Origin of the sequence: Pseudomonas aestuarii (genome assembly GCF_027988105.1) — a bacterium.
GTDB classification, from domain to species: domain Bacteria; phylum Pseudomonadota; class Gammaproteobacteria; order Pseudomonadales; family Pseudomonadaceae; genus Aquipseudomonas; species Aquipseudomonas aestuarii.
In genome coordinates this window covers 493,423-508,582 of record NZ_JAQJZJ010000001.1, presented here as the reverse complement: position 1 = coordinate 508,582, position 15,160 = coordinate 493,423, and the positions used below count along the sequence as shown (strand labels likewise).

Below are 15,160 nucleotides of genomic sequence, written 5' to 3'. Positions count from 1 at the left end.
AATGGCCACTTTGACAGCCCAGCACCTGGCCAAGAGCTACAAAGGTCGCCAAGTCGTGCGTGACGTCAGCCTGAGCATTGACAGCGGGCAGATCGTCGGCCTGCTCGGCCCCAACGGCGCAGGCAAGACCACCTGCTTCTATATGATCGTCGGCCTGGTGCAGGCCGATCAGGGCCGCATACTGATCGACGACCTCGACGTCAGCCACCTGCCGATGCATGGCCGCGCCCGTGCGGGCGTCGGTTACCTGCCGCAGGAAGCCTCGATTTTCCGCAAGCTCAGCGTGGCCGATAACATCATGGCCATCCTCGAGACCCGCAAGGAACTGGATCGGGCCAGCCGTCGCAAAGAACTGGAAAGTCTGCTGCAGGAATTCCATATCAGCCACATCCGCGACAACCTCGGCATGAGCCTGTCCGGTGGCGAACGCCGCCGCGTGGAAATCGCCCGCGCCCTGGCCTCCAATCCGAAATTCATCCTGCTCGACGAGCCCTTTGCTGGCGTCGACCCGATCTCGGTCGGCGACATCAAACAGATCATCCACCACCTCAAGGCCAAGGGCATCGGCGTACTGATCACCGACCACAACGTCCGCGAAACCCTGGATATCTGCGAGACTGCCTACATCGTCAGCGATGGCCAGCTGATCGCCGAAGGCGATGCCGACGCCATTCTGGCCAATCAACTGGTCAAAGACGTATACCTGGGACACGAGTTCCGCCTGTAAAAGCGGTTTTCCTCTACCGAATAGCAGCCAGAGCTAGGCAAACCACTGCAGATCAGGCATATAATTTGCTTCCTTGTGGCGCCACGGCGCCCTGTAGTGGATTGCGCACAGACGCCGGCAAATAAGGTCTGCAATAAAACCATCGCTAGTCCTGAAAATGGGCCAGCAGCTGACGATGACACCGCAGCTGCAACAGGCCATTCGCCTACTCCAACTGTCCACCCTGGATCTGCAGCAAGAGATCCAGGAGGCCCTGGAGTCCAACCCGATGCTCGAGCGTGAAGAAGACGGCGACGACTTCGACAACTCGAACCCCCTGGCCGACGGTGCCGAAAACCCGGTGCCCGCCCCGCAGCAGGAAGAGTCCTTCCAGGACAACAGCCACCAGGAAACCCCACAGACTGTGGACAACCTGGAAGAGGGTGAATGGAACGAACGCATTCCCAACGAACTGCCGGTCGACACCGCCTGGGAAGACGTCTACCAGACCAGCGCCAGCAGCCTGCCGAGCAACGACGATGACGAGTGGGACTTCACTACTCGCACGTCGTCTGGCGAAAGCCTGCAGAGCCACCTGCTCTGGCAACTCAATCTGGTGCCGATGTCCGACAAGGATCGGCTGATCGGGGTCACCCTGATCGACTGCATCAACTACCAGGGCTATCTGGAAGAAAGCCTCGAGGAAGTCGTCGAAGCCTTCGACCCGGACCTGGACATCGAGCTCGACGAAGTGGAAGCAGTCCTGCACCGCATCCAGCAGTTCGAGCCGGCCGGCATTGCCGCCCGCGATCTGCGTGAGTGCCTGCTCCTGCAACTGCGCCAGCTGCCGGCCAAGACGCCCTGGCTGGCCGAGACTCAGCGCCTGGCCAGCGACTACCTCGACCTGCTCGGCAGCCGCGACTACAGCCAGCTGATGCGCCGCATGAAGCTCAAGGAAGACGAGCTGCGTCAGGTCATCGAACTGATCCAGAGCCTCAACCCGCGCCCCGGCTCACAGATCGAGTCGAGCGAGCCGGAATACGTGGTGCCTGACGTCATCGTGCGCAAACACAACGAACGCTGGCTGGTGGAGCTGAACCAGGAAGCCATGCCGCGCCTGCGGGTCAATGCGCAATACGCCGGCTTCGTCAAACGTGCCGATTCCAGCGCCGACAACACCTTCATGCGCAACCAGCTGCAGGAAGCGCGCTGGTTCATCAAGAGCCTGCAGAGTCGCAACGAAACCCTGATGAAGGTCGCCACCCAGATCGTCGAGCATCAGCGCGGCTTTCTCGATTACGGCGACGAGGCAATGAAGCCCTTGGTCCTGCACGACATCGCCGAGGCGGTGGGCATGCATGAGTCGACCATTTCGCGGGTCACCACGCAAAAGTTCATGCACACCCCGCGGGGCATTTACGAGCTGAAATATTTCTTCTCCAGCCACGTCAGCACCTCCGAAGGCGGCGAATGCTCGTCGACGGCGATCCGCGCCATCATCAAAAAACTGGTCGCCGCGGAAAATGCAAAAAAGCCGTTGAGTGACAGCAAGATCGCTGGTTTACTGGAGGCACAGGGCATACAAGTAGCCCGCCGCACAGTCGCAAAATACCGTGAATCGCTCGGTATAGCGCCCTCCAGTGAGCGCAAGCGATTGATGTAAGGTGGCACTCGACGAAAGACCCACAAACAAGGCACACAACATCCCCGGCCTCGCTCTCTCGATAGCAGCCACACTGCCAAGATCCGAGCGACAGAGCCAGGCGCGCCTTGCTAGCGTCTTTCACGCCAAAGTATTCCGGTGATAGGCCCGATAGCCTGTCTCTCATCCGCGGCAACAAGGAGAAACGGTATGCAAGTCAACATCAGTGGACACCAACTGGATGTGACCGACGCCCTGCGCGACTATATCGACGAAAAACTCGGTCGACTGGAGCGCCATTTCGACAAGATCACCAACGTGCAAGTCACCATGGAGGTCGAGAAGCTCAAGCAGAAAATCGAAGCGACCCTGCATATCGCCGGCGGTGAAGTGGTCGCCAATGCCGAACACGACGACATGTACGCAGCCATCGATTTACTGACCGACAAACTCGACCGTCAACTCATCAAGCACAAGGAAAAGCAGATCGACCGCCAGCAGGGCGCAATGGCCCGCTGAGATCGCCTCCCTCCCATGATCCGACTCGAAAATATCCTGACCCCCGGCCGTTCCCTAGTGAACGTGCCGGGAGGCAGCAAGAAACGTGTACTCGAACAGATAGCCAACCTGGTGGCACGCGAACTGCCCGACCTGGACGGCCAAGACATTTTCGAAAGCCTGATCGCCCGCGAAAAACTCGGCTCGACCGGTTTCGGCAATGGCATTGCCATTCCGCACTGTCGCCTGCCGGGTTGCAATGCACCGATCAGTGCCCTGTTGCGCCTGGATTCAGCGGTGGACTTCGACGCCATCGACGGCGCCCCGGTCGACCTGCTGTTCGTCCTGCTGGTACCGGAAGCGGCCACCGACGAACACCTGGAACTGCTGCGCCAGATCGCCAGCATGCTCGACCGCAGCGATGTGCGTGAGCGTTTGCGCCAAGCCCAGAGCAGCGACGCGCTGTATCAGGTCGTGGTGGATGTACAAAGCCAACTCAACCAGGCCTGACCATGCGCTTGATCATCGTCAGCGGTCGCTCCGGCTCCGGCAAAAGCACTGCCCTCGACGTCCTTGAGGACAACGGCTTCTACTGCATAGATAACCTGCCGGCCGGCCTGCTCCCCGAACTGGCGGAGCGCACCCTGCAGGATACCGAACTGCTGCATCCGCAAGTCGCCGTATCGATCGACGCGCGCAACCTGCCCAGCCAGCTCAAGCGCTTCCCGGAAATCCTCGCCGAGGTGCGGGCGCGGCATATCAAGTGCGACGTGATCTACCTGGATGCCGATGAGGAAACCCTGCTCAAGCGCTTTTCCGAGACCCGCCGGCGCCATCCGCTGACCAACGAGAACCGCTCGCTGGCCGAGGCCATCGCCGATGAAAGCCTGCTGCTCGGGCCGATCACCGACCTCGCCGACCTGCAGATCGATACCACCCACCTCAACCTCTACCAGTTACGCGACAGCCTGAAACTGCGCCTGCTCAACCAGCCGGAGCCGGGCACGGCCTTTCTGGTCGAGTCATTCGGCTTCAAGCGCGGCATGCCGGTGGATGCCGACCTGGTGTTCGATGTGCGCTGCCTGCCCAACCCCTACTGGAAGCCGGACCTGCGCGACTTCTCCGGGCTCGATCAGCCGGTGACCGACTATCTGGCGGCGCAGGCCGATGTCGAAGAAATGTTCCAGGACATCCTCGCCTACCTGAAGAAATGGCTGCCCCGCTTCGCCGCCAGCAACCGCGCCTATGTCACCGTGGCGATCGGCTGCACGGGCGGTCATCACCGCTCGGTCTACCTGGCCAATCGCCTCGGCGAGACCCTGAAACCCATCTTGAAGAACGTCCAGGTTCGCCACCGCGACCTTAGCTAAGGAACTGCCGCGATGCCCTCCTGCGAAGTCACCATCATCAACAAGCTGGGCCTGCATGCACGCGCAGCCGCCAAGTTCGTCGGTGTCGCCGGGCGCTTCCCTTGCACGGTCAAGGTCGGCCGCGCACCGGAGAGCCTGGTGGACGGCAAAAGCATCATGGCGGTCATGATGCTCGCAGCAGGCAAGGGCACACCAATTCACCTGCACACCGAAGGTGAGCAGGACGATGACGCACTCAAGGCCCTGATCGAACTGATCAACAACTACTTCGACGAAGGCGAATAGCCGTAGGTTGGGTTAGGCGTGCCCACTCGATAACGCGCCTGTCGAACAGTTCGGCGCTCCGTAACCGGACATGTCCAAATTGCCGCGATACACCCCACCGGGTTACGCGGCGCCTTAGTCCGGCAGCAGCCTTCGGTCAGCGGCACGCGCCGCTAACCCGGCCTATGGCTTGCAGCTACCCCTCAGCTACCCGCCACCGTCATCTTCTCGATCAACACCGAACCGGTGCGGATGTTACTGCGCAGCTCGAGATCGTTGCCCACCGCGACTATCTGCTTGAACATGTCGCGCAGATTGCCGGCGATGGTCACTTCCTGCACCGGGAACTGGATCTCGCCGTTCTCCACCCAGAAACCACCAGCCCCGCGCGAATAGTCGCCGGTGACCATGTTCAGGCCCTGGCCCATCAACTCGGTGACCAGCAGGCCGCGGCCCATGCGCTTGAGCAGCGCCTGCTGGTCTTCCGTTCCATGGCTGACGAACAGGTTGTGCACACCACCGGAGTTGGCCGTGCTCGGCATGCCCAGCTTGCGCCCCGAGTAGGTGCCAAGTATGTAGGAGACCAGCTCGCCGCCCGCGACAAACGGCTTGGCATAGGTCGCCAGCCCATCGCCGTCGAAGGCCGCACTGCCCAGGGCACGCGGAATATGCGGGCGCTCGTCGAGGGTAAGCCAGTCGGGGAACAACTGCTGGCCCAGGGCATCCTCGAGAAAGGATGACTTGCGGTACAGGTTGCCGCCGGAAATAGCCGCGAGGAAATGCCCGAACAGCCCGGTGGCCAGTTCGGCGCAAAACAGCACCGGCACTTCGCAAGTCGGCACCGGGCGCGCACCCAGGCGACTGACCGCACGCTGCGCGGCACGCTGGCCAATCCCGGCGGCATCGGCCAGCAGTTCGCCCTGACGATTGACGTCGTACCAGTAATCGCGCTGCATCTGCCCGCCGTCCTCGGCGATCATCACACAGCTCAAGCTGTGCCGCGTGCTGGCATAGCCTGCGACGAAACCATGGCTGTTGCCATACACCCGGCAGCCCTGGTGAGTATTGAGGGTGGTACCGTCGGCGTTCTTGATCCGCTGATCCGCGGCAAAGGCGGCGGCTTCACAGCGCAGCGCCTGCTCGATGGCCTGCTCAGGGCTGATGGCCCAGGCGTGATACAAGTCCAGTTGCGGCAACTCGCGCGCCATCAGCGCGGCATCGGCCAAGCCCGCCGCCTCATCTTCGGACGCATGCTTGGCAATCGCCAGAGCCGCCGCCACGGTTTCCCGGATAGCGGCATCGCCACTCGCCGAGGTGCTGGCCGAGCCCTTGCGCTGGCCGACATACAGGGTGATGCCGAACCCCTGGTCACGATTGAACTCGACCGTCTCGACCTCGCCCTGGCGAACCGAGGTGGACAAGCCTTGCTCCACCGACACGGCCACCTCGCAGGCACTGGCGCCCTGCTTCTTCGCCTCGGCGATGATCTGCTCGACCTGCGCCTGCAACTGCGGCACGGCCTCGGGGCCGACAATTTCTACTGCACTCATAACAACTCCTAAAAATCTGTCCGGGATCTACTGCGCGCGTCGCACGTGATGCTGCGGGCCGAACGCTTGCAGTTGGATACTTGCTATCATGGCGGCGTTTTCCATTGGACCGCCCCCATGCCTGAATATCTTGATGACTTCTCCGGCGAGAAGAGTAAAACCCAGGTCAAGCGCGAGCTGCACGCCTTGCAAGACCTGGGTCAACGCCTGACCACCCTGAAGCCCGACCTGCTCAACAAACTGCCACTGACCGACGAATTGCGCCGCGCCCTCGAAGAGGCGCCCAAGCACACGGCCAATTCCGCGAAAAAGCGCCATGTGCAGTTTATCGGCCGGCTGATGCGCGATCAGGACATCGACGCGATTCTGACCCTGCTCGACCAACTGGACGCCTCGACTCGCCAGTACAACGAACGCTTTCATGGCCTGGAGCGCTGGCGTGACCGTCTTATCAACGGTACCGACGACACCCTGGAAGCCTTTGTCGGCGACTATCCTGCAGCAGACCGGCAACACCTGCGTCAGTTGATTCGTCAGGCCCAGCACGAACTGGCGCAGAACAAAGCGCCAGCGGCCTCGCGCAAGATCTTCAAATACATCCGCGAACTGGACGAAAGCCAGCGCGGCCTGCGCTAACGCCTGCCTCCACCAGGGTTGGCTCAGGCGCTCGCCTGCCCCACCCTAAGCCCCCGTCCCGCCCACGGTAATCGCATCGATCTTCAGGGTCGGCTGGCCGACGCCGACCGGCACCGACTGACCGTCCTTGCCGCAGGTGCCAACGCCGCTGTCCAGGGCCAGGTCGTTGCCGACCATCGACACCCGGCTCATGGCCTCGGGGCCGTTGCCGATCAGGGTGGCGCCCTTGACCGGCGCGGTGATCTTGCCGTCTTCGATCAGGTAGGCCTCGCTGGTGGAGAAGACGAACTTGCCGCTGGTGATGTCGACCTGGCCGCCGCCGAGGTTGGCGCAGTAGATGCCCTTCTTCACCGAGCGGATGATTTCTTCCGGGTCGCTTTCCCCTGCCAGCATGTAGGTATTGGTCATGCGCGGCATCGGCAGGTGCGCGTAGGATTCGCGGCGACCGTTGCCGGTGCGTGCGACGCCCATCAGGCGGGCGTTCAACTTGTCCTGCATATAGCCCTTGAGCACGCCGTTCTCGATCAGCGTGGTGCACTGGGTCGGCGTGCCTTCGTCATCCACGCTGAGCGAGCCACGTCGCCCGAGCAGGGTGCCGTCATCGACGATGGTGCACAGACTGGAGGCGACCTTCTCGCCCATGCGCCCGCTGTAGGCGGAGCTGCCCTTGCGATTGAAATCGCCTTCCAGGCCATGGCCGACCGCCTCGTGCAGCAGCACGCCTGACCAACCGGCGCCCATCACCACCGGCAGGGTGCCGGCTGGCGCGGGAATCGCTTCGAGATTGACCAGGGCCTGGCGCAGCGCCTCGCGGGCATAGCCCATGGCGCGATCCTCGGTCATGAAGTAGCGATAGTCGCTACGCCCGCCACCACCATGACTGCCGCGCTCGCGGCGGCCATTCTGCTCGACGATCACGCTGACATTGAAACGCACCAACGGGCGAATATCGACGCCCAGGCTGCCGTCCTGCGCCGCCACCAGAATGCGATCCCAGACCCCAGCGAGGCTGACCGTGACCTGCTTGATCCGCGAATCGAGGGCACGCGTGGCCACATCGATCTGCTTGAGCAACTCGACCTTCTGCGCCCGGCCGATCACGTCCAGCGGGTTTTCCGGCGCATACAAGGCGGTGACCTGCGGGCTGCTGAAGGCCTGCACCCGCGCGTTCTGCCCGGCACGGGCAATCGAGCGAGCGGCACGGGCGGCCTGGGTCAGCGCCTCGGCGGTGATGGCGTTGCTGTAGGCAAACCCGGTTTTCTCACCGGACTGGGCACGCACGCCGACGCCCTGATCCAGGTTGAAACTGCCCTCCTTGACGATGCCGTCCTCCAGCACCCAGGTCTCGGACACCTGGCTCTGAAAATACAGATCGGCCGCATCGATACCGGGACCGGACAATTCGCCCAGCACCCCTGGCAAATGGTCGAGGGTCAAGCCGCCCGGGCCCAACAGGTGCTCACTGACGGATAACAACATCTCGCTCATACTGGCTTCATCTCGTTCATGGCTGCTTCATCTCGTTCATGACTGTTCCAAACCCGGCAACCGTGGTTCGGCCGCTGCAAAAAATCGTTTATGCCGGCTCACCGGCATGCGTTGGCGAATCGCCGCCTGCTCGACGGCATCGCGGCTGGCCAGCAAGACCGCTTCGCCTTGCGCCTGCTCGGCCAACACCCGGCCCCAGGGATCGACGATGGCCGAATGGCCGAAAGTCTCGCGCCCGCCGGGATGAATGCCACCCTGGCCGGCGGCCAGCAGGCAACACTGAGTCTCGATGGCGCGGGCCCGCACCAGTACCTGCCAATGCGCCGCACCGGTCAGCGCAGTGAAGGCCGCCGGCACGCTGATCAACTCCGCCCCGGCTTCACGCAGGGCGCCATAGAGTTCAGGGAAACGCAGGTCGTAGCACACCGTCAAGCCCAGGCGCCCAACGGGGGTATCGACCACTACGACCTGGCTGCCGTGGGCAAAATCATCGGATTCGCGGTAACGGCCCTGGCTGTCGCCGACCTCCACATCGAACAGGTGCAGCTTGTCGTAGCGCGCGACCTGCTCACCATGCTCGTCGAGCACCAGGCAACAGGCCCGCGCCTTTGCCTCGGGCTGACCCGCAGGCGGCAAGGGCAAGGTACCGGCCACTATCCATAACTTGAGGTCGCGGGCGGCCTGTTTCAACCAGGGCAGAATCGGTCCCTCACCGCGCGCTTCGCTGCGACCCAGCGCGGCCAGATCGCGGCGGCCCATGGCGGCGAAATTCTCCGGCAATACCGCCAGGCGCGCTCCGCCCGCCGCCGCCTGCTCGAGCAGGCGCCGGGCCTGATGCAGATTGGCCGGCACTTCGTCCCGGCTGACCATTTGAATCACCGCGAGGGTCATGCGCACTCCAGGTCGCTGAGTGGTTGGGCCTTCAGCTTACAAGCCATGGCCATCGACTGCATCGCCCGGCGCAACGGTTTTTGCTCAATGGCTGCTCAGCGCGACGTATCAAAAGGCTTGTCGAAGGTGATCTGCGGATCCTGCCAACGGCCCGTGACGCTGTATTGCACACTGGCAAAACGTGCCACACGATCGCCCAGCAGCTTGTCCACCAGGAATAACGCCCCGCCAATCGCCGGTGCGCCGACGATCAATGCCGCCAGCGGCAGGTTATTGCTCAACGGCAAGGTTACCCGCAGCTTGGCATCGACCAGATCATCGGCCAGGTTCAGGGTACCGTCCAACTCCAGATTGCTCGATGGCCCGGTCAGGGTAATGGGTATGCGGGTGACGTACACTCCGTCGCTGGCGACCAGCAGTCCCTTGACCCGGTCATAACTCAACCCCTTGTCGAGCAGGTCGGAAAAGTCCAGGCGCAGACGGCGGCCAATCGAGTTGAAGTTGAGCAGGCCGAATACCCGTAGCGCCGATGCAGGGCCTTGCACCTCAGTGAACTGGCCCTTGCGCAAGGTTGCATCCATGCTGCCGGAAAAGCGCTTCAGACTGACCCACGCAGGCGAACCCGGCCAACGCCCGTCGACATCCAGCTGAAAGCTTTCACTGTTGGCCGTCGGCGCGAAGTCCCAGGCCAGCAGCACATCGGCCAGGTCCTCGCCCTGCAGGCGTCCCTTGTACCAGCTACTGCTGGCCTCGGCCGTGCCCTGCCATCCGGCACTGCCGGCCAGTTGCAAGCCCTTCAGATCCAGGTCCAGGTCGTTGAACTGCACCCCCGTAGCATTCGGCCGCGCTTTCAGCGACCACGCGCCCAGCAGCTCGGCCCCTTGCAGCACCTGATCGATGTGCAGGTCGATGGCGGGAATCTGCCGCGGGTCGACCCCAAGCAGCGGATCCGCGCGCTCCTCGACCACGGCATCCTTGGCGGCAGCCGCCGGCAAACGCAGGTACTCCAGATTGACCGCGATAGGCGTCGCGTCGACGTCCGGCAAGTCGACCCGACCTTTCAGCAGCGCGCTATCCAGGTTGAGCAACCAGGCGCCAGCCCCGCGCTTGAGCTGTACCCCGAGGTTCTCGACAGTACTGCCAAAGCCGTGGAATCGCCCGATCTGCAGTCGCGCATCCCTGAACACCTGCTGCGCATCCTCGCGCGCCACACCGACATAAGGCTTGAGCGCCGCCTGCCAGGCCGGCCAATCCAGCTCGCTGATTTGCCCACGCAAGCGCACCCCGGACGCCGCCGGCAACAGCGCCGGGCCGTCGCCCAGACGCAACTCGCCGCGGCCCTCGGCCAACTGGCCGGGCGGTGCCGCGAAGGCCAGGCTCGCCAGATCGGCATATTCCAGCCAATAGCGCCGCTCGGCGCCACTCAAGGTCATGCGCCAATCGGCATAGCTTTCCTCGCCGGCGCTTTTGCCGAAAGGCGCCGGTAGGGCGACGGCCACCCCCTGAAGATTGGAATCCACGCGCAGTTGGCTGTCGACCCCATCCAGCGTCAGACGCAGGCGATAGGGTAAAGTCCCGCTCACAGGCAGCGGCTCGGTCACGCCCAGCCAGGCAGTCAGGGTGCTCAGCGGCACCTGGCCATGAGCTTCGATCTGGGTCCGCGCCTGGCCACGGCTACCTTCAGCCATGGCCTTGCCACGTACGGCATGGCCGAGGATTTGCGCGCGAATATCCGGAGCACTCAAGCCACTGGCCGTGTCATAGCGAAAAGCCCCCTTCAGCTGGCTAAGCTCCAGCTCGGGATTGGTCAACTGCAGCCGTGCACCTTCGGTGGCGAAGTCGACTATCACCTCGACGTCCGATGCTTGCCCCTTGTGCAGCGGCAGGTCGAGTTTGAGCCTGCCCGATAACGGCCCCTCGCCCCGCCAGCCGGCGAACGTCTCGGCAGTGCCCATGGGCGCGTCCTGGAGAATTTTCAGGGCATCGCCAACGCTGCTTTCCAGCTCGCTGTTCAACAGCAGCCGCAGTGTCTTCCCCGACGCGGCGTGAGGGATGTCAGCCGCGGCGTTACGCACCCGACTATCGAGGATACGCGCCTCGGCCACCCGCACCCGTACGCCGCTGTCTTCGATGAACACCTCGCCACGCGCCTCGCGCAGTGCCGGCCAACCCGGCTGGAAGGCCAGTTCGGCATCCTCCACGGCGAAGAACAGGCTGATACTGCGCGCGGCATCGGCGGCGCCCTTGTTCAGCGAACCCTGAAATTGAAAATAGCCTTCATTGACCTTGCCGCCGCGAATCGCGGTCTTCAACCAGTCAGCCAGTTGCGGACTGAAGCCAGGGGCGCGGGTCGGCAGGTATTTCTCGGTATAGCGCGCGTCGCCGTTACGCAGCCCCACGCGCAGGTCCATGTAGTCCTCGGCCTCGGGATCGAACATCAGGCGGATCAGGAAGTCACCGGCAACTGGCCCCTCCTCGCCGACGACTTGCAGATAGGGGCTGCGCAGGGTGAAGGCCTGCTCATCCAGTTGCCAGGTCAGCCGGGCATTGGCCTGACTGTACAGCCAGGGCTGGGGGAACAACGTGGCCAGATGCAGGGAGAAATTCTCCGCCGCCAGGCGTAGCTCGCCCTGCCCGAGGTCACCGGCCACACTGCCGCTGATATTTTCTGCCGCGGGCGAGGCCTCATGGGCGGCAAAACCGATGTGTTCGAGATTGGCGGCGAATTGCAGGCGTTTGTCGCCTTCGGCCTGCGGCCGGTAATCCACCTGGATGTTGCGCAAGGCCCCGTGCGGCTGCAGGCTAGCGAGCACAGCCTGGGCCTTGTCCGGCAAGGGTGCCAGGGCCTCGACCAGCGGCAGCAGCGGCGCCAGGTCGAGGCGATCAGCCGCGAGCGACCATTGCTCTTCGACTTCAGCACTGTCCTGACGATGACTGAGACCCAGCTGCACTTCGCCCCAGCGGGTCTCGCCCTGGCTCAAGGCCAGATCGTCCAGGAGCAGCTCGAAGCCCTGCGCGGTACGCTCGAAATAGGCGTTGAGGGCGAGGTTCTGCACCTGCGCCGCCTCACGCTCAAGATAGGCCCCCACCACTTGCGGCGCATGCAAGCGACTGACGGCACGCTGCAAGGCACCATCGGCCCAGTCCAGCCAGACTTCACCGCCGGCCTGCAACTGCTCAAGACGCCACTCGCGGGTCACGCTCGGCGGCAACCAGCGCGCCCAATCGCTTTGCGGCAGGCTCAGGTACAGCTCGGCCCGCATCTCGCGCCAGCGCTCGGCTTGCATGCGCGTGCGCAGTTGCAAGGCAACCGGCTGGCCATCGGGGAGCAGCAGGCGCGCATCCAGACGCTGCCGACTGGCGCCATTGCGCAGGGTCAGGTTGACGTACGTCAGGGTAACGGCCGGCAGCTCACGGGCTTCCAGGGTCACCTGGCTGTTCAGCAGCGACACACGGTTGACCGCTTGCAACTGCCGCAATACCCGAGCGACATCCAGGGCCAGGGGCTCACTGCGCTGCGGCAGCCCCTTAAGCGCCCAAGCGCCCTGTTCGTCCTGCAGCAGGCTGAACTGCAAGCCTTCCAGTTCCAGATTGGCCAGCCGCGGCTGGCGCGCCGACAGGCTGGCGAGCACGTCCGGCACCAGACGCACTTGATCCAGGCGCAGTGCGCTGGCACCTTCGCCCAACTGCACGTCATGGGCGATCAACAGTGGCGCGAAACCCTGCCAGCGCCCTTCCAGACGGCCTATGCGCAGCGGCATGCCGAGTGCGGCGGTGGCCTGGTCTTCTGCCTCCAGACGATACTCGGCGACCCATGGCACCAACTCGCGACCAAGGCTGACGTAGAGCGCGGCCAGCACCAGGCCCAGTGCGCACAAGCTCAGTCCCCAGCGCAACGCCACCACCGACAAACGGGCCAGAAGCGCCATTCAGTTCATACCTTGAACACGGCGGAGCGATTCACAGCAGCACCACATCGTATTGCTCCTGGGAGTAGATCGTCTCGACCTGAAACTTGATGGTACGGCCGATAAAGGCTTCGAGATCGGCAACATTGCCCGACTCTTCATCGAGCAGGCGATCCACCACTTTCTGGTTGGCCAGGACGCGATAGCCCTCGGCCTGGTAGGCCCGCGCCTCACGCAGGATCTCGCGAAAAATCTCGTAACAGGTGGTTTCCGGCGTCTTCATCTTGCCGCGGCCCTGGCAGCAGCCGCAGGGCTCGCAGAGTATCTGCTCGAGGCTCTCGCGCGTGCGCTTGCGGGTCATCTGTACCAGGCCCAACTCGGTGATCCCGATGATGTTGGTCTTGGCGTGATCGCGCTCCAGCTGCTTTTCCAGGGTACGCAGCACCTGGCGCTGGTGTTCTTCATCTTCCATGTCGATGAAGTCGATGATGATGATACCGCCGAGGTTACGCAGGCGCAGTTGACGAGCGATGGCGGTGGCCGCCTCGAGATTGGTCTTGAAGATCGTCTCTTCGAGGGTGCGGTGACCGACGAAGGCCCCGGTATTGACGTCGATGGTGCTCATCGCCTCGGCCGGATCGATGATCAGGTAACCCCCGGACTTCAGCGGCACCTTGCGTTCCAGCGCCCGCTGGATCTCGTCTTCGACGCCGTACAAATCGAAGATCGGCCGCTCACCCGGATAGTGCTCCAGACGATCGGCGATTTCCGGCATCAACTCGGCGACGAACTGGGTGATCTTCTGGAAAGTTTCCCGCGAGTCGATGCGGATCTTTTCGGTGCGCGGGCCGACCAGATCGCGCAGGGTGCGCAGGGCCAGGCTGAGGTCTTCGTAGATCACTGACGGCGCCGGTGCGCTCTGCTTCTGCGCCGCAATCTGATCCCACAGACGGCGCAGGTAGCGGATATCCAGCAGAATTTCGTCGGCGCCCACACCGTCGGCGGCGGTGCGCAAGATAAAGCCGCCGGCCTCGGCGATGCCTTCGGCCGCGACGCAGTCGGCCACCACCTGCTTGAGGCGCTCGCGTTCGGCTTCGTTCTCGATCTTCAGGGAGATGCCGACATGACTGGTACGCGGCATGTACACCAGGTAACGCGAAGGGATCGACAGCTGGGTGGTCAGCCGCGCGCCCTTGCTACCGATCGGGTCCTTGGTGACCTGCACCACCAGCGCCTGGCCTTCATGCACCAGGGCGCTGATGCTTTCCACCGCACTGCCTTCGCGACTGGAAATTTCCGAGGCATGGATAAAGGCTGCACGATCCAGGCCGATGTCGACGAACGCCGCTTGCATACCCGGCAACACCCGCACCACCTTGCCCTTGTAGATGTTGCCGACGATACCGCGCTTTTGCGTGCGCTCGACATGCACTTCTTGCAGCACGCCGTTCTCCACCACCGCCACGCGCGACTCCATCGGCGTGATATTGATCAGGATCTCTTCACTCATGGCTGTATCTCTGGTCCGACGAAGCGGCAAGCCAGGCAGCGCCAGCCTTCGGCGCTCACCCGCGACCTACACCCTCTTGACTATGGACTGACAACGTCTGCCAGCACGGAATGCTAAATTCTGCGAGCAACTCGGCGGTTTCGCACAGGGGCAAGCCCACCACGGCCGAGTAACTGCCCTGCAACTGGCTGACGAACACTGCCGCCAACCCTTGAATACCATAACTGCCAGCCTTGTCCCGGGGCTCGCCGGTGGCCCAATACGCCTCGATCTCTTCGCGGCTCAACGGGCGAAAGCGCACCCGACTGCTGACCACCCGCGCGGCCACCTTGGCGGTCGACGCCAAGGCCACAGCCGTCAGCACCAGATGCTCGCGACCGGACAGCGCGCTCAGGGTCGCCAGCGCTTCGACGCGATCCTGCGGCTTGCCGAGAATCTGTCCATCGAGGACCACGGCGGTATCGGCACCGAGCACTACAGCCTCACCCGGATCAGCCAAGGCGGCCAGGCCGGCCTGCGCTTTGGCGCGAGCCAGACGCTCTACATAGGCGCAGGGCGACTCGTCTGGCAATAAGCTTTCATCGACGGGAACGATTTGCGTGATGAAGGGCACACCGATCTGGGCCAATAACTCGCTCCGTCGCGGCGACCCGGATGCCAGGTAAAGGGTAGTCATACGGACGTCTCCCTGTCGGAT

13 protein-coding genes are annotated in these 15,160 nt (G+C 63.3%); 7 read left to right on the top strand and 6 right to left on the bottom strand.

The window, feature by feature from the left end; genetic code table 11:
* The first annotated feature begins 1 nt into the window (after position 1).
* From lptB to PH586_RS02255, 6 genes are all read left to right on the top strand, one after another.
* A complete protein-coding gene (gene lptB, locus PH586_RS02280) occupies positions 2-727 on the top strand; it encodes an LPS export ABC transporter ATP-binding protein (RefSeq protein WP_271346148.1) in 726 nt (241 codons plus the stop codon).
* Between the two features lie 133 nt (positions 728-860).
* Positions 861-2,369, top strand: coding sequence for an RNA polymerase factor sigma-54 (locus tag PH586_RS02275; RefSeq protein ID WP_271346448.1), 1,509 nt, complete (start codon positions 861-863; stop codon positions 2,367-2,369).
* A gap of 189 nt (positions 2,370-2,558) precedes the next feature.
* Entirely contained in the window at positions 2,559-2,867 is a 309-nt protein-coding gene (gene hpf, locus PH586_RS02270; RefSeq protein WP_079203139.1) for a ribosome hibernation-promoting factor, HPF/YfiA family, read from the top strand.
* 15 nt (positions 2,868-2,882) lie between these two features.
* Positions 2,883-3,356, top strand: coding sequence for a PTS IIA-like nitrogen regulatory protein PtsN (gene ptsN, locus PH586_RS02265; RefSeq protein ID WP_271346147.1), 474 nt, complete (start codon positions 2,883-2,885; stop codon positions 3,354-3,356).
* 2 nt (positions 3,357-3,358) lie between these two features.
* A complete protein-coding gene (rapZ, locus tag PH586_RS02260) occupies positions 3,359-4,216 on the top strand; it encodes an RNase adapter RapZ (protein ID WP_271346146.1) in 858 nt (285 codons plus the stop codon).
* A 12-nt stretch (positions 4,217-4,228) separates the two neighbouring features.
* Positions 4,229-4,501 (top strand): HPr family phosphocarrier protein, encoded by a 273-nt coding sequence (locus tag PH586_RS02255; RefSeq protein WP_271346145.1) that lies wholly within the window; start codon positions 4,229-4,231, stop codon positions 4,499-4,501.
* 182 nt (positions 4,502-4,683) lie between these two features.
* On the opposite strand, the gene pmbA is transcribed toward PH586_RS02255, so the two are convergent.
* Positions 4,684-6,030, bottom strand: a complete 1,347-nt coding sequence (pmbA, locus tag PH586_RS02250) for a metalloprotease PmbA (protein ID WP_271346144.1) — start codon at positions 6,028-6,030, stop codon at positions 4,684-4,686.
* Between the two features lie 117 nt (positions 6,031-6,147).
* On the opposite strand from pmbA, the gene yjgA reads away from it, so the two are divergent.
* On the top strand, positions 6,148-6,666 hold the full coding sequence (gene yjgA / locus PH586_RS02245; protein WP_271346143.1) for a ribosome biogenesis factor YjgA: 519 nt from the start codon (positions 6,148-6,150) through the stop codon (positions 6,664-6,666).
* A 45-nt stretch (positions 6,667-6,711) separates the two neighbouring features.
* Here the strand turns inward: yjgA and tldD are convergent, their stop codons facing one another.
* From tldD to PH586_RS02220, 5 genes are all read right to left on the bottom strand, one after another.
* On the bottom strand, positions 6,712-8,154 hold the full coding sequence (gene tldD / locus PH586_RS02240; protein ID WP_271346142.1) for a metalloprotease TldD: 1,443 nt from the start codon (positions 8,152-8,154) through the stop codon (positions 6,712-6,714).
* A 36-nt stretch (positions 8,155-8,190) separates the two neighbouring features.
* Positions 8,191-9,045, bottom strand: a complete 855-nt coding sequence (locus tag PH586_RS02235; protein ID WP_271346141.1) for a carbon-nitrogen hydrolase family protein — start codon at positions 9,043-9,045, stop codon at positions 8,191-8,193.
* A gap of 95 nt (positions 9,046-9,140) precedes the next feature.
* Positions 9,141-12,974 (bottom strand): YhdP family protein, encoded by a 3,834-nt coding sequence (locus tag PH586_RS02230; protein WP_271346140.1) that lies wholly within the window; start codon positions 12,972-12,974, stop codon positions 9,141-9,143.
* Between the two features lie 31 nt (positions 12,975-13,005).
* The gene (gene rng / locus PH586_RS02225; RefSeq protein WP_271346139.1) at positions 13,006-14,463 is read right to left on the bottom strand and encodes a ribonuclease G; all 1,458 of its coding nucleotides are present in this window, start codon (positions 14,461-14,463) and stop codon (positions 13,006-13,008) included.
* A 55-nt stretch (positions 14,464-14,518) separates the two neighbouring features.
* Positions 14,519-15,139: a Maf family protein gene (locus tag PH586_RS02220; protein WP_271346138.1), complete on the bottom strand. Its 621-nt coding sequence runs from the start codon at positions 15,137-15,139 to the stop codon at positions 14,519-14,521.
* Between the last annotated feature and the right edge of the window lie 21 nt (positions 15,140-15,160).

Coding starts and splice junctions, on each gene's coding strand:
- hpf (WP_079203139.1), top strand. CDS start 2,559: ATGCAAGTCAACATCAGTGGACACCAACTGGATGTGACCGACGCCCTG.
- PH586_RS02230 (WP_271346140.1), bottom strand. CDS start 12,974: ATGGCGCTTCTGGCCCGTTTGTCGGTGGTGGCGTTGCGCTGGGGACTG.
- PH586_RS02255 (WP_271346145.1), top strand. CDS start 4,229: ATGCCCTCCTGCGAAGTCACCATCATCAACAAGCTGGGCCTGCATGCA.
- PH586_RS02220 (WP_271346138.1), bottom strand. CDS start 15,139: ATGACTACCCTTTACCTGGCATCCGGGTCGCCGCGACGGAGCGAGTTA.
- rapZ (WP_271346146.1), top strand. CDS start 3,359: ATGCGCTTGATCATCGTCAGCGGTCGCTCCGGCTCCGGCAAAAGCACT.
- yjgA (WP_271346143.1), top strand. CDS start 6,148: ATGCCTGAATATCTTGATGACTTCTCCGGCGAGAAGAGTAAAACCCAG.
- lptB (WP_271346148.1), top strand. CDS start 2: ATGGCCACTTTGACAGCCCAGCACCTGGCCAAGAGCTACAAAGGTCGC.
- PH586_RS02235 (WP_271346141.1), bottom strand. CDS start 9,045: ATGACCCTCGCGGTGATTCAAATGGTCAGCCGGGACGAAGTGCCGGCC.
- ptsN (WP_271346147.1), top strand. CDS start 2,883: ATGATCCGACTCGAAAATATCCTGACCCCCGGCCGTTCCCTAGTGAAC.
- tldD (WP_271346142.1), bottom strand. CDS start 8,154: ATGAGCGAGATGTTGTTATCCGTCAGTGAGCACCTGTTGGGCCCGGGC.
- rng (WP_271346139.1), bottom strand. CDS start 14,463: ATGAGTGAAGAGATCCTGATCAATATCACGCCGATGGAGTCGCGCGTG.
- pmbA (WP_271346144.1), bottom strand. CDS start 6,030: ATGAGTGCAGTAGAAATTGTCGGCCCCGAGGCCGTGCCGCAGTTGCAG.